Below are 14,619 nucleotides of genomic sequence, written 5' to 3' on the forward strand. Positions count from 1 at the left end.
TCAGCCGACGGCCGCGAGGGGCAGCTTCAGGGGGCAGTAATCGCCTGACTTGCGATATTCGCGCACCACCGCTTGCCGCAGATCCGCATCGCCGATCGGTTTGCCCGCATCGAAGGCGAGCAGCCGCGCGTGAAGGGCGATGTTGCGCAACTGCCCTCCGCTGAGCGCGCAGCGGCAAGCGATGTCGTGGAGCAGGCCCGGCGAGACACCATGTTCGCCGAGCAACTGGCGCAGGATGTCGTGGCGGCGGATTTCGTCGGGCGCATGGAAGGTCAGGACCGCATCCATGCGGCGTGAGAAGGCAGGATCGATCCGGTCGGCGTCATTGCTGGTGACGACGAGGATGCCATCGAAGGATTCGATCCGCTGGAGCAGGAAATTGGTTTCGAGATTGGCGTAGCGGTCGTTCGACGAGGACACGTCGGTGCGCCGGGCCATCAGCGCGTCGCCTTCGTCGAGCAGCAGCACGATGTTGAGGGACTCAGCCGCCGAGAGAGCGCGTTCGAGGCTCTTTTCGGTTTCGCCGATATATTTGCTGACGGTGGCGGAAAGGTCGATGCGATACAGATCCTTGCCCAGCGCTGCGGCGATGTGCCGTGCGGCGAGCGTCTTGCCGGTGCCGCTTGGGCCGGCGAAAAGCGCACGGACGCCGCGCCCGCCGCCGGGATCGCCCAGTGCCTCGCGATGGCGGCAGCGCAGCAGCAGCGCGTCGAATTCGGCGGCATCCTGGGTTTCGAGCTGGAGCGGCTCGGGTGTCTCGTTCTCGATCGGCGTGGCGAGCGCGTCGAGGCCTGCGTCGCGCAGGTCGCGCAGTGCGGTCTTCACATCGTCGCGCGTGATGGCGGGGTGCCCGGCGAGGGAGGCGCGGCTGGCGGCGCCCTCGGCCGCGCGGCGGATATTCCCCGAGGTCAGCGATAGATCGCCCAGGCTTTCAGCAAGCCGATCGAGACCGATCGCTCGCCACTGCGCTTCACGGGCGGCAGCGTCCGGCATCGGCCGGGGGATCATGATGGTCGGGGCGGTGCCGGGCGGACGCACGCCGCCGATCATGCCAGTCACCACGCCGATCGCCCCGGCGAACAGCGGGTGGGCCGGCAATTCGATGGTCTCGCCGGGCGCCGGCTGGAGTTCCGCGAGGATCATCGCATTGCCGGTATGGGCAAGCGCGCCGGCGGTGCGCCATAGCGCGGAGTCGGTCAGCAGGCCGGGTACCACCGTCAACACATTGAGTCCGGCATGGCGCGCGGCGGTACGAAGCAGCGTCCTGCGCCCGTTGCTCCGCGGGCCACGCACGAGGATCAAGGCGCTGCGGTTCGCCGCGAGCATCTGGGCAAGCGCGGTCGGGTCCGGGTCGCCGACCCAGCTGGCTAGGTCGGGCAGGGTGTCGCAAGGTTCGAAACGGGCGCCATCGAGGCGCGGCAAAGCGCCGGAAAGCAGGTCGTGGATCGGGTTGGCGAGGCGTAGCTGCCAATCGGGGCGGGCAGCCTGCTGGTCGGCGACGGTGATAACGCCGCTGGTGATCATCTCTAGCAGCAGGTCGCGCACCGTGCCGCTCTCGCGATCGGGAACGGCATCGCGCCACAGGGCGGTGAGGCCGCCGAGCGTCGCGAAGCCGGTCTCGGATTCGGCCAGCAGGGCGAAGCTCGGATCCTCCTCGATCAGCGCGATGGTCGCGACCAGGTCGCGGTAAAGGGATGGGCGCCCTGCGCTCAGGCGGTTAAAAGGGAGACCGGGAAAGACGCCAGCCCACAGATCCAAGAAGGCGTTCCACTGGCTTGCGTCCGGTGCGCGCTTGCCGCCCCAGAGTCCTGCGCATTCATCGAGATACTGGGCGAGGAAGGCTGGCCGATCAGCCGGCGAGACCAGATCAGCGATACGCAGCACGGTACCGAACAGCACGAGCCGAAAATGGCTTGCCGCTCCGGGGGCGATCGAGGCGAAGGGATTGCTCATTCGAAGGCGAAGGCGATCGACCGCCCTTCTGCTGGCTGCCAGCCGGGATTGCGGTCGAGCCCGGCGAGCCTTAGTTCGACCGGGTGCCGGTCGAGGCCGAAGGTCGCGCGTATATCGAGGTCGCGGACGTCGATACTGGCCGGCTGGGCAAGCAGCGAAAGGCCCGTACCCGCCAGGCTTTTCAACCGGGCATTCAGATAGAGCGCGAGACACGCAGGCCAGCGATCCGCCAACGGAAGGCGCGCCGGCGTCCTGGATATCATGCGAGCATGGCGATGCCTTTCGGGACGATCCCTTTCGTCACCGTCGAACAGCGGGAAACCGGCGGGATGCCATAAGGTGACGCGGCGGCGGCTTCGTGTCAGGCGGGGCATGGTGCGCGTTTCGAAGCCGCTCAGCCATTCGTCCTGCACGCGCCAGGTGCGCGGCGGGTGGCCGCCCTCGGCATGGGCAGCGATCCAGTTCGCCAGAGGATCGCGGCGATAAGGCCTGCCGAACCAGTAGCGGCCGATGCGATCCGCGAGCCAGAGCGGTGATGGTTGCAGGCGCGTGCCCTTGGGCTGGGTGAAATCCGGATAGAGGCCAAGGGCGATGAAGGCGTTCAGCAGGAACAGCAGACCGCCATAACCGGTCGAGAAGCGGGAATCGAGGGCGAGCAGGGTGACGGGCTGGGCACGCTCCGGCATCGCGGCCTGCGGCGCGTCGACGGGCGGCGGGGGATCGAATTGCTGTCCGATTGCTGCGCGGAATGATGCAGCAATATGGTCTGGCGTGTCCGGCGATATCCGGGGCTCGACGGCGTGGCGGGAACTGGTCGGTCGTGCCGACGGTGCAGTTCGCGTTTGGTGCCGTTCCACAGCGATGGCCGATCCGGCATCGCGCGCCTTCATAGGGGGCGTGACTTCAGCGGCCGGTGACGGAGCGGGCTGGATGGGGGCTTCTTCCAAAAGGATTTCAGGAAAGGCAGCGGCGGTTGCGATCGCGGTCGCAATGCCGATGGGCCGATCCGACGCGATAGCCGGCTTCCGCGCCACTATGGCCGCACCGAGGAGCATGGCCCGCATGGGTTCGGGCAGGCTGCTCCACTCATTGCCGCGGGCGACCAGCCAGGCGACGGTTTCCCGAAGAAGCCCGAAGAAACGATCCGTCGGTGCACGGCGCGTCTCAAGTTCGATCGCCGATCGGGAGGGGGATTTTGTGTCGAGCTGTGCCGCGGGCGGAAGGGCGAAGCTTGCCTCGATCGCGCGCTGGGCCAGCGTCATGTCCGCAGGTTCGAACCGGGCGATCCAGCGCGCGGCGATTCCGATCTCCGCCAGTCTCGCGATCGTCGCGACCAGTGCGGGACCGTCGCGGAGCAGGACGGCGCGCTGCCATTCGACAAGGTCAGCATGGCCGGAGGATCGGATAAAAGCCTCCCGCGCAGCGGGCGATCCATCGCTGAGCCACAGCCGGATCAGCCATGCCGAATATCTGCTGCGGCTGGTGAAGCGATAGGGCCGGTCGGGCACGAAACCCAGGTCCCAGCCGCTCTCGGCACCGGCGAGCAACTGGCGGAGCGCGGCGAGGATCCGGTCGGGCATGCGGGTCGTGCCGATCCCACCGCGTTGCGGAACATGCATGCGCAGGCGGGGCACATAGAACAGCTCGCCCTCACCGAGCCCCAGCGCCTCGACCGGCACATTGTCGAGCCAGCGCTCGACATCACCGCGCGCGGCCGCCGAAGAAGCCACGCGCGCATGATGGACGAGGAGGGGCGCCTCCACGAGCGATCTAGGCCTGCTTCTTGCCGAAGATACCCATCAGCAAAGCAAGGCAGCCCTTGGGAAGCTGGCCGGTGTCCGTGCCATCGTCACCGGGGCCAACTGTTCCCGGCTTCGGCCACGGGACCCTTGGCAGTTTGGAACGATCCCCGGCCGGGCCTTCGCGGTCGGCTCCGACCTTGACCTTGATCTGGGTCCTGCCCTTGTGCGGGACCTTTATCCCGTAGACGCCCGGCTCGTACTGAACCAGACCGGGCCCATCGAACGAGTAGCTGAACTGGTCCTGCGTCGCCGGATGATAGGCGACCAAGCCGAATTCCCCAGGACTTCGATCGAGATTCTCGTAGCGTCGGCCCTTGATCTCGATGAAGGTTCCGGTTCGGCGATAGCCGAGCGTGATCCAGAAATAGATGACGCTGTTGCGCCACATGTCCCTGCCGGGTTTGGTCGGGACGGTGCTGCCCTGCTCTTTTGGCACGCCGTCATAGGCATGTTCCAGCGCACCCTGGATGATGCCTTTGAGTTCATCCTCGGGAAGATCCTTTTCCCGAACCAGCTCGTAGAGATTGATCTGGCGGCAGAAGGTCTGAAGCAGGAAATCATGTTCGCCCGACCCATCGGCGGGGTCGGGATAGCCCTCGCCGCTTATCTCGGCCACTCGTTCGACCGAGGAGAAATGGGCAAAATCCATGTTCCGTCTGGTCGACGACTGGATGAAATTGACCCCTGTGGCCGAACTCAGCTGCACCCACAGGCATTGATGCGGCGAATTCTGGATTTCCGGCGGGACCTTGGATCGTGGCCACGGCGCGCTGCATTCATTGTTCGTCGGCATATTCGCCTGCGGTGCCGGGCCGAGGTCGATAGGGGGATCGAGCGGATTTGGGCCGACCCGTCGTGGCGCGGGATTGGGCTGCAGATTCGCTGGCTGGTCCCAGTCGTGGAAGCCGTAGTCCCCGAGCCCCCAATTGGCGAAGCGGAACTCGGCGGTGATGTCGTTCGCAGGCGCGTTGCCGGTATTTTCGATGATGGCGACCAGTTCATTGTCGCTTGCGCCACCCAGCCCCTCGATCGTGCTGGTAAGGGTTTGGCTACCCGATCCAAGGCTACGGCGGCCGACGCCCATCCAGCCATTCTTGAAGCGTACACCAAGCCCGAGATTTTTGCCTGGCGGCACCTGGATGCCCGGAATCAGCCCATGCCCCCATTGGGGCACGACAAAGGTGATGTCAGGCTGAGCAGGAAGGTCGGCGGCCGTCGTGGGGAAGGATGACTGGACTGCGGCCGACGCCATGTTGAACGTACGAACGATATTGAAATACAGCCCGAAATCGTCGTTGAGCGTGATCCAGTTGGCGCCTCCGGTGCGCGGCATTAGGACCTCCACGCTCCAGGCGCATTCTTCGGGCGAACCCTGTGGGCGCCCCGGTTTCCACGAGCGCAGCTTGATCTGGACGCCGGAAGGGGCGACGGGCATCACCTTCCAGACGCCGCCATTGTCCTCATAGAAGTCGATTTGCGCGGGGAGCGGCGTGACATTGCGTTTGATCTGGTTGGGGCCGTCGCCAACGCCGGCCTCGACGCCAGTATCGTTGACGCTCGGGTTGATGATGATCATCCGCCGCGGACCGGATTTGAACGAACTCTGCAGAGCGAGCACGATGAAATCCTCCGGGTCGAAACTCGGATCGAACCGGCACATGAAGCCCATGGCGATGACGTCAGGGCTTGGCTGACGCACGCCCTGGAAGATGACCCGCGCCACCTGCGCGCCGGCGTCCTGGGCGATGTCCGGCCCGAAGGTCAGCCGGCAACCATTGACATAGCCGTGTTCCGGCACCGGCTCCGCCGGGCTGAACGGCAGGAAATCGAAATCGATAAGCCCGTCGGGGTTAGGATTGCCGGTGACGCCGTCTGCGTCGCCGAAGCATAGGGTATCGGTGGTCGCCATCGTGGGACTCCTTTCAGTCGACGATTTTCACGGGGATGATGCGGAAGGATTTGTAAGGCGTGAGATTGCCGCTGGTTTTCGTCTGGCTGCAGATGATCTTGATCCGCGCGGTTGCGCCGGTGGTGGTCCCCGCCTGGGCCTTGAGCGGAACGTCGAAAGGACCATCCTGCCCCGCGGGGATTCCAGGCGCAGCGGAAGGCAGCAACGGATCCACCGTGAAGCCATTGGCCGGGCCGACAAATTCGACGCTATAGGTGTAGTCGGCCGGATCGCCATTGGCGCGCGTGTCGACCGCATGAACCTTGAACTTGCTGTTCTTGTTCTTCTGGACGAGCAGGCCCTGCCCGTCGGCGCCGTCGATCGTGACGGTTCCTTCGGTGATGAAACCGCCGAACACCGTATTGTAGCTGATCGCCGTGCGGGCATCGGAAACTTCGACCGCCTGACCGACGGTGATCGCCACTGGATCGGAGATGTTGGTGACATGCCCGTCCTGGCTCACCACCTTGATACTGAGCTGGACCGAGGTCGCTCCGGTCGGAACCTTGACCGACAGCTTGACTGCCTTGGTCGCGCCGGGAAGGATTTCTAGTGACGGCGGCTGAAAGGCTGCGGTGCCGAGCCACGCCGACGCGGTCGCGCCCTGCGGGCTGCCGACCACTAGGGACAGCGCTGCGTTGTCTTCGAAGAAGGTTATCGCCTGGACTTGCCAGGTGATCGTCAGGGTATCGCCGACCTTGACCGTGTCGCCACCGGTCTGTCCGGCACCGATGAAGAAGTCGCCACCCTGGGTCTTTTCCTGGGGGACGACGGTGATCGGCATCGCGTTCGACATGCGCCCGCCGGTGATGACACGGACCGGAAGGCTGTCCGGTAGGCCGGTGAACAGGTCGGGAACCGGGAAGATGAGATGGGTCGGCGAGGAATCGGCACGGAACTGGCTGATCTCGATGTCACCCATCTTGACGATGTTGAAGCGCCGGTCGGGATTGAAGTTGCGGCCCGTGACGATCAGCACGCCGTTGACCGCAACGGTTGTAGGTGGATCGAGCGAGTCGAGGATGGGCCCGCCGGACGCCCCTTCCAGCGCCGCCAGCCGTATCGACAGGTCGTTGATGTCGCTGAGCACCTGATTGAACAGTTCGGCCGTGATCAGGTCACCCGGCGCCACGCCCGACGGACGCAGGCCGATGAGCTGTTCGAACAGGGCGTTGCGTTCGGCCTCGGTCAGCACCCCTTCGAGCGCGTCGAGGATGCTCGACATCGGGACCGAGATGCTGCCGGGGTCTGAAGTGGTTTGAACCATGATCGATCCTTTCCGGCGTCAGCCGCCGCCGAGCGCGTAGTTGGCGTAATTCCAGCGGTGGAGATTGAAGCGGGCGTCGCCGCGGTAAGCGATGTTGGCCGAGGCGAAGATCAGGTACGGATCCGGCCTGGCCGGGTCGGCCGCTGCCTTGGCGCCGGCAATCAGATTCTCGGCGACGGCGTAAAGCCAGACGATTTCGTTGCTGGCCGAACGGATCGCGGGGAAGGCGAGACTTTCCCGGATCAACTGCTCGACCGTGGCACTGTTGATGTGGACCGGGCCACGGATCGTCATGCCGCCGAAGAAATCCTTGGCCTGGTCGGCCGTCATGCGCGGGAGGATGCCGACCGGCGGCAGATGCGGGAAATGAGTCCGGGCCTTGAGCGCGGGCGTGCTGGCCGAGCGGAGATCGGCGAACTGCGCCTGGAACTGGGCCAGCATCGCGCGGCCGGTGGCGATACGGCGCGGTGCGGTGGCGCCGTGAAAGGCACCGGTCGCGTCGGGGAGCGAGAGCGGGCGGCGGACCGCCCAGCTGTCGAGCAGGGTCAGATTGGCTGCGCCCTGGAAACCGATCAGTGCGAGCGCGACTTCCTGCTGGCTGAAGCCGTACCCTTCCATCTTGTCGAGTAACGGGTCGGTGCGCGCGCCGCCCGCAATCAGCGCCGTTGCCCAGTCGACCAGCACGCCGGGGCCGAAGCATTTATAGGCAAGGCCGTTGCGGAAACCGGGGTCGGTGACGGTCAGGTCGGCGTAGAGCGAGGACGGAATCTCCAACAGGCGGAAGCGTACGCCGTCGATGCGGCGGTCGATGTCGCATGGTGCCCCCGTCGCGCCGAGCCCGTTGGAGGGGGCGCGGCCGGTAGCGGTTTCGGCGGGCGCGATGGTGAGGAGATACAGGCCCTCGCCCGCGACATAGGTGCCACCGGCGAGCGGCACACAATCGTCGAAGGCGCAGCCGCCGGTGGCGAAGCTGGTGGAATCGGTGCGCGACAGGCGGATGCGTTCGGGCTGGGTCAGGCGCAGCAATTGCCCGGTGCGGTTGATGGCGAGGCCCGGCTGGACCTGGATCGACGCCAGGGTGTCGTCGGCATCGGGCGGGAGCGCCGCGACGTCCAGGCCGAAGGCGATGCCGTCGCCCAGCGCCTCGCCGAGCCGCGCCTCGCTGCCTCGCCTCGCGCGCTGCTCGCGCTGCATGTCGCCACCGGTGAGCAAGCGGCCGTTGAAGAAATTGACGCTTTCGATGCCGCCGTCGCTGACCGGCTGCTCCAGCGCGATGAAGTCGCTGCCGCTCATTTGACCAGGCCCGTGACGTGCCAGGTGCCGGCGCCGTCCGAGACGAGGCTGACCGCGCCGCGGACCGCGAGCTTCAAAATAGCCTCGCCGTCGATCTTGGAGCCGGCGGCAGCGTCGACGCTTATCTCTCCCTTGCCGCCTGCCTTGACGTTGAGCTCCTTCCCGAGATTCTTGGTGGCCTCCGGGATGGTGACGGTGATCGGCTTGTCCGACCGGACGATCGCGACACGGGTCTTCTCGGAGATCGAGCCCGCCGCGGTGAGGAATTCGACACCGAGGCCCGAGGAGTCGGCCACCACGCTGCCGCCAAAGGTCGACTGGGCGATGCCGGCGGAGAGCAGCACCGGCCTGAGGCTGTCATCGAGCAGCACCACGCTTTCGTCCCCGTCGACCGACCAGGTCGTGTCAGCCTTGACGATCGGGAGATTGACCTGGGTGAGGAGCACGCAATCATTGGCGGGCACGGCACTGGTGCCGCAGCGCTGCGCCGCCACCCGTGGGCGAAGCTTCGTCACCCACAATGTCTTGAGCGCGGTGCGGAAGCTTGTCTCGAAATTGGGGTTGACCTTGAGCGGGGCCAGGTCGCCGGCGGCCGGCTCCGGCGCGTCGGCCGGATAGACGCCCAGCGCGAGCTGGAGTTGGAGTTCGGCAATGCGCAGGGCATTGGCGAAACTCGCTGCATCATTGGGTTTGCCGGGATCGGTGCCGAGCTGCGCGAGGAAACTATCGAGCGCCGGGATCGCTTCCGCCTCGGTCATCGGCGGTGCCTCGAAGGCGAAGGTCAGCGTGTAGTCGTCGGCGATGCGCGACGGCGCCATCAGGTTCTCGTCGCTGCGGCAGGGCTCGCCCGGGATGGGTATGTCGGCCACCGCGCAATCGACATAGCAGAGCGTCAGGTACAGGCTGAGATCGAGATGATCCTGGTTGGGATCGAGCAGCATCAGCCGGATCTTCTCCTTCACCTCCTCGCGGGCTAGCCACGCGTTCAGGCTGCCGCATTGCTCTCGCCCGACGCAGATCATCTGGCCGCTGGGCGCCGCCGCCGCGCCGGCGGTGACGCGGACGCGCGGGCCGTTCGACCCATCGTCCTCGACAGATACGGCAAGGCCCGAAAGCGTGCCGTAGCCGAGGAAATCGCGGACGATCCATTTGTCGCGCGCCGAGTGATAGGCGAACTCCTGGCGATAATCGTCGACGCCCAGGACCATGCCCGAGGTGAAGTTGACGTGGCGGCCGGGGTCCGCCGCGGAGGCCGTCGCCACGGCCGTGAATGGGCTACAGCATCCCATGAAATGGCTCCCCTTGGGTGTGTTGTCTCAGCATGCGATCCGCTCCCTGCCTTGGGGCGGTGTCGGGCCCGCCGACGAAGGACGCGCCAACATAAGCGCGGCCGAGCACTGCGCCGGGCACCAGCTCGGGTGCGCGGCTGCCCTGGCCGATGGCGCTGTCGAGCCCGAGGCGCGCCTCGCCGACGCGGTTCATCGCCCAGTAGAAGCGGACGTCGAAAATGGTGTGGGCCGGCTTCTCCAGCGTGATGATCCGCCGAGCGAGCGCAAGGTCGGCAGCTTCCTGCGCCGGGTCGGCATCGACGCGGGTGCGGGGTAGCAGCACGGCGAAACGGTGCGCTGCGCGACCGATCGGCAGTTCCTGCCCCTCGAAGGCGAGCCAGTCGCGCGCCGCCGCGGCGGTGCCCGGAAGATAGTCGGGCAGGGGGATCGAGGCGAAATCGTCCCAGCCGCTATTGTGCGCAGCATTGAGCCGGTCGAGCGTGCGGTACCGGCCGGTCAGATAGTCCTGCCAGGCGGAGCGGTCATAGGACGGCAGGGCGACATAACGCAGCCAGTCCTGGGTCGCCGTCGTCGGCAGGTCGTCGACGGGGGAGGTCGCGCCGATAGTTTGCTGAAAGGCCTGCCAGCGCGCCCGCTCACCCTGGCCGACTGCCGGCACGAAACCGAATTGGGCCTGCACCAGTGCTGCCCAGTTCGTTTCCTCGCCGGCGCGAGGGAAAAGCGGGAAGCGGCCGGCCGGCGCCGGCTTCACAGGCCATCGTGCCCAGAGCCCCGGCGCGCCCTCTTCGGGTATCCAGTCGCCGTCCAGGCTGCGGATGCCCGGCGTGGAGATCGGATCGGCGGGCGTGAAGACCCGGCCGCGGGTGCGGCTACCAAAGGCCTCGACGATGCGGATCGTCCTTGGGGATGGGCAGGCGGCGCGATCGAGATCGAAATCCTGCGCCGTGACATTGGTGTCGAGCGCAAGCTTGAGCGCCAGCAGCATGCCACGAATCGTCCCGCGCCAGCCGAAGAAGCCGGCGGCATGGGCAATGAACAACCGGCGGCGGCGCTCGTCCCAGGACGGGTCGAGTGCGACCTCGTACCAGCTCGACAGCCAGTCGAGCATCTCGGCGGGAATGGTACGCGGGTCGAGCAGCGCTTCCGCGCCTCCGATACGATCCTCGATGCCGGTTTCGATGCCTTCGAAATTGGCGAGGAAGCGGTCGAGGAACGACGCCGACACCGTGTCTTCGCGATAGACGCCGGGCAGGAAGCGCTTGACCCAGGAGAAGCGCGGATACCAGAGGCGCAGGGCGCGCAGGCGCGGCGTGACGCGCTCGTCGCCCCTGAGGGTGATGCGCAACTGGGCGTAACGGCCGGTGACGTTCTGGAGCAGCAGGTCCCAGCTTCCCTTGCCGGCCGTTGCATCGGTGGCAATGGCGGCGATGGCGCGTTTGCCCGGTAGTTCGGGGCCGCTGGGGGACAGGACCAGGGCAGGCTGCGCGATCCAGCCGGTGGCGAGTATGGCAATGGCGGCGGGGTCGTCGGCGGCGCGGGCTTCGATCATGACCGAGGCGCCAGCCGGAATGCAGGCATCAAGGCGGATACGGTCCCACACGCATTGCGGCTCTGCGCCGTCGTAGACAGCGGTCAGGAAAGTGGCGCTCTTCGCGAATTTGCGATGGCGGATTTCGACTACCGGCACCCAGATCGGATCGGTCGCGCCGCTGTCGTAACAGACCTTGTCCCTGATCGTGACAAGGGCGCGGCCGCCGAACCGACGTAGCGGCAGCGTGTCGGGAAGAGCACTTGCCTCCCAGCGTCCATCGCGCTCGACGAGCCGGACACGGCGCGCCTGATTGCCCCCGGCGTCGGCGAGCAGCAAGGCGGGCGCGTCGTCGAGGGTCGTCGCGGTGAAGCAGCTGGCGATGAAATCGAGCGCGATCAACGGGCGGAGGAGCTTCGTGCCGGGATCGACGATATGGAGCGAAGCGGTGGCCTTCACTGGCGCGTCGAGCAGGATGACGCTGCCGTCGCAGAGCGTGGCGATCGCGACTGGCGCGGTTGCTGTCCCGACATCGACCATCACGATTTCGGCACGGAAATGATCGGCCTTGGGGTCGGAATCCTCGGGTGCGAAAACGGGGGCGGCGTCCTTCACCGGTTCGGCGGCAAGGCGAAGGTCGCTGTCGAGCCGGACCAGTCGCGGGGTCGCAGCGTCGAGCAGCCACAGCCCGCCGTCGCAGGTAGGCGCGAGCGATGCGGGGATGAGACCTGACGGCAGAATCGTCCGTTCCGGCGCACCGCCGCCGACCAGGTCGAAGCGCAGCAAACCTGCAGCATTATTGGCGATGAAGCCGACGATCAGGAAATCGCCGGTGGTGACCGCAAGGCCGGCAAGGACGGTGTCGGCAGGCGTATCCGGCATCGCATCGGTAAAGGCACGAGTATTGCGGCGGCGACCGAGGCCGAACGGCCAGAACGGCGTGACGCGCGTGTCGCCCGCGGACCGAACCAACAGGCCGCGCCGGTCATCGGCGACGACGTAGAGATTGCCATTGCGGTCGGCGGCCGCGTCGCGGTGGTCGGCCGGCGTGAAGCGAGGCTCGCCCGGCGTATCCGGGATCGGTTCGACCAGCGGGAGGAGCGTGAGCTGACCGCTCACGGTATCATAGGCCGGGAATTTCGGATCCTGGACGAGCGCATGCCATTGCTGCGCAAGCTTGACCGGCTTCGGTGCGGCACTCGTGCACGAACCCCAATCGTCCGCGCCGAGCAGCATGTGGAAGCGGGAGCCGTTGACGTTCATCAGCAGGTCTCCGCCAGAACGGGGACCGGCAGGCGGCTGACGCCGGCGGTGGGCGTCGCGGTGGCGCCGCGCAGCACGTCGAGCGGCAGCGGCGGTCCGGCGACCACCGAAATGCCGAGGATCTCGGGAAGCTGGAGGCCGGACATCTCGACCGAGTCCGCCCCCGCCTTGCTGCCTTGTGCCAGCAGGACATCGGCAACCTCGACCACCCCTGCGGCGCGCCCCACCTCGGCGAGAAGCGCGCGGGAATGGACCGGGCGGGCCAGCGGCCAGCCGCGCAGCGCCGGGTCGATATCCGGACCGTAGAGCATGGGAAGCTGCGGCATCGGCATGCCCGGCGCCGCGAGCGGGCTGAGATACGCCTTGATCCGCGCCGTCACCGTCTCGACGACTTCGGCGACGGCATAACCGCCCGCGACGTCGATACCGATCGAGATCCAGATGCCGACATAGTCGGGGCCGCGCAGCACCAGTTCAGTCGTGACCAGCCGGCGCGGATCGAGATAATTGCACAGCGCATTGAGGAACGGGCGATCGGCGCGGGGCGCATCGGGGTGCGCCGGATCGCGCGTCGGGATCGCCATCAGGGTCACCGCGCCCGGCGCCGACCCGATCATCAGCGGGGTGACATCGGGATGGGCGGCGGGCAGGATCTCGACCCGGCCGATCGCGACGCCGGGCGTGCGCCATGCGATCGCACGGAAATCGTCCGCGGTGACGAGGCGATCGCGGTGGGTGACGAAGCGCGGGATCTGCTTCTCGGCAGCCGCAACGCTTTCAGCCTCGGCACCACCCCAGGTCGGAACCGGGTTGGTCGCGCTGACGCCGGCCGGAAGCATCGGCCCGGCCTTGAGCATGAAGGCAGCGACATTGCCCTCGGCACCCTCGGTGCAGGCGTAACTGGCGTAAAGCGCTTCGCCCAGGCGCGGGCGGCGACCGGTAAGGCCATCGCCGAAGCGGATGATTCCGGCCTCAGGATCGCAGGAGAAGACGTCGACCGGATCGCCCATATCAGGTGCGCCAGCGATCGGCAGCTCGGGTCCTGCCGCGCGGAGGTCGTCGATCTCCTGCCAGTCATGGCGCGCATTGTTGTCGATGCTGGTCACCATCACCGACCCGCCAAGTACCGGGGACTGGCGAAGCTGGCGGGCCTGATCAGGCGTGCTGTCGCCGATGGCGAGCTGTTCGGCGTTGATCAGCAATTGCTGGCGGATCTGTGCGGCGTTGATCCCGATCCATTGCAGCTTCACGTCGGTCGTGCTGCCCGAGCGTACACGTAGCCAGGTGACCAGCCGCCCGGAGACATCGGGCGAGTCCACCGCCGGGGGCAGATCGCCGACGCCGGCCTCGAGAGGATCGAGATTGTCCCAATAATCGATGCCGGCGGCTGCGCCGGGCAGTGCCAGCTCGACGATGCCGGGCTGGGTCAGCGGATCGAAATCGGCGCGCGCGGTGAGCCGGACATAGGTCGGCGAGGGGCGACCGCTAGCGTCGAGCGCAACCGGGCCGGGCGCCGGCACCTCGAAACGGAGCAGTCCGTCGGCGGCCGGCGGCGGTGTACCGGGCCGCGCCACGATCTGGTCCGCGCCCTGATCGGGCATCAGGCCGAGCGACAAGGTCCGTCCCGCCAGCTTGCCGCGCAGATCGTCCCAGCCGCCCGCATCGGTGTCGGTCACCTTGCGGTCGTCCTTACGGCCGAGCAGCGCGATCCACAGGCTGTGATCGACGGTCTGGGCGAGGTCCACGCCCTGGCCATTCACCACCTCGACGGTTTCGTAGAGGTTCAGCGGCTGCGGAAACGGCTTGTTATAGGAGGCATAGAGCAGGGCATAATAATCCTGCTGCTCCTGGCTGAGTGTGGTGATCGGCCGGCGGACATAGAATTTCGCCTCGACCGGCAGCACGTCGAGCGAGGTCGCGGTGCGGAACGGAATGGTCCCGGCGAACAATTCGCTGCCGCGCGGGATGACCAGGGTTCCTTTTGGCGCACGCTCATTGACGAAGGCGACGAGGCCGCGTGCCTCGCGCGCCGGGGCAAGCGGCACGCCGAGCAGCTGGAGGAACTTGGCGCGGTTGCGCTCGGGGATCTGGTTGGTGCGGTAGAGCAGGCTCTCGGTGACGTGCGCGAAGAGCTGGATCAGCGTGACGCCGGGATCGGACTGAGTGAAGTTGGTCCATTCCGGCGTGTGCGACGGAATGCGCGCGATCAGCTCGTCGACCAGCGCCTGGTAGCGGCGATTGTCGATTGGGGGGACGGGGAGCGGCATCCGGGCCTC

The 14,619-nt window shown here is 66.8% G+C and carries 8 protein-coding genes; all 8 read right to left on the bottom strand.

Annotated elements, in window-relative coordinates:
• Genes AC1DT7_RS03735 through AC1DT7_RS03770 form a run of 8 tightly spaced genes read right to left on the bottom strand, consistent with a single transcriptional unit; the run spans position 1 to position 14,610 of the window.
• Positions 1 to 1,953 carry an ATP-binding protein gene (locus AC1DT7_RS03735; protein ID WP_478034335.1) on the bottom strand — a complete coding sequence of 651 codons (1,953 nt, stop codon included), beginning with the start codon at positions 1,951 to 1,953 and terminating at the stop codon, positions 1 to 3.
• Complete coding sequence (locus AC1DT7_RS03740; protein ID WP_478034337.1) at positions 1,950 to 3,716, bottom strand: hypothetical protein; 1,767 nt, start codon at positions 3,714 to 3,716, stop codon at positions 1,950 to 1,952. The genes AC1DT7_RS03735 and AC1DT7_RS03740 overlap by 4 nt, the downstream gene beginning before the upstream one ends.
• A 7-nt stretch (positions 3,717 to 3,723) precedes the next feature.
• Positions 3,724 to 5,664 (bottom strand): hypothetical protein, encoded by a 1,941-nt coding sequence (locus AC1DT7_RS03745; protein WP_478034339.1) that lies wholly within the window; start codon positions 5,662 to 5,664, stop codon positions 3,724 to 3,726.
• A gap of 13 nt (positions 5,665 to 5,677) precedes the next feature.
• On the bottom strand, positions 5,678 to 6,970 hold the full coding sequence (locus AC1DT7_RS03750) for a hypothetical protein (RefSeq protein WP_478034340.1): 1,293 nt from the start codon (positions 6,968 to 6,970) through the stop codon (positions 5,678 to 5,680).
• Between the two features lie 18 nt (positions 6,971 to 6,988).
• Positions 6,989 to 8,263, bottom strand: coding sequence for a hypothetical protein (locus AC1DT7_RS03755; protein ID WP_478034342.1), 1,275 nt, complete (start codon positions 8,261 to 8,263; stop codon positions 6,989 to 6,991).
• A complete protein-coding gene (locus tag AC1DT7_RS03760) occupies positions 8,260 to 9,525 on the bottom strand; it encodes a hypothetical protein (protein ID WP_478034344.1) in 1,266 nt (421 codons plus the stop codon). Before AC1DT7_RS03760 ends, AC1DT7_RS03755 begins: the two co-directional genes overlap by 4 nt.
• Before the next feature lie 13 nt (positions 9,526 to 9,538).
• Positions 9,539 to 12,343 carry a phage tail protein gene (locus tag AC1DT7_RS03765; protein ID WP_478034346.1) on the bottom strand — a complete coding sequence of 935 codons (2,805 nt, stop codon included), beginning with the start codon at positions 12,341 to 12,343 and terminating at the stop codon, positions 9,539 to 9,541.
• The gene (locus AC1DT7_RS03770) at positions 12,343 to 14,610 is read right to left on the bottom strand and encodes a baseplate J/gp47 family protein (RefSeq protein ID WP_478034348.1); all 2,268 of its coding nucleotides are present in this window, start codon (positions 14,608 to 14,610) and stop codon (positions 12,343 to 12,345) included. The genes AC1DT7_RS03765 and AC1DT7_RS03770 overlap by 1 nt, the downstream gene beginning before the upstream one ends.
• Positions 14,611 to 14,619 lie beyond the last annotated feature (9 nt).

It is taken from the genome of Sphingomonas sp. P3_C6 (assembly GCF_056402595.1).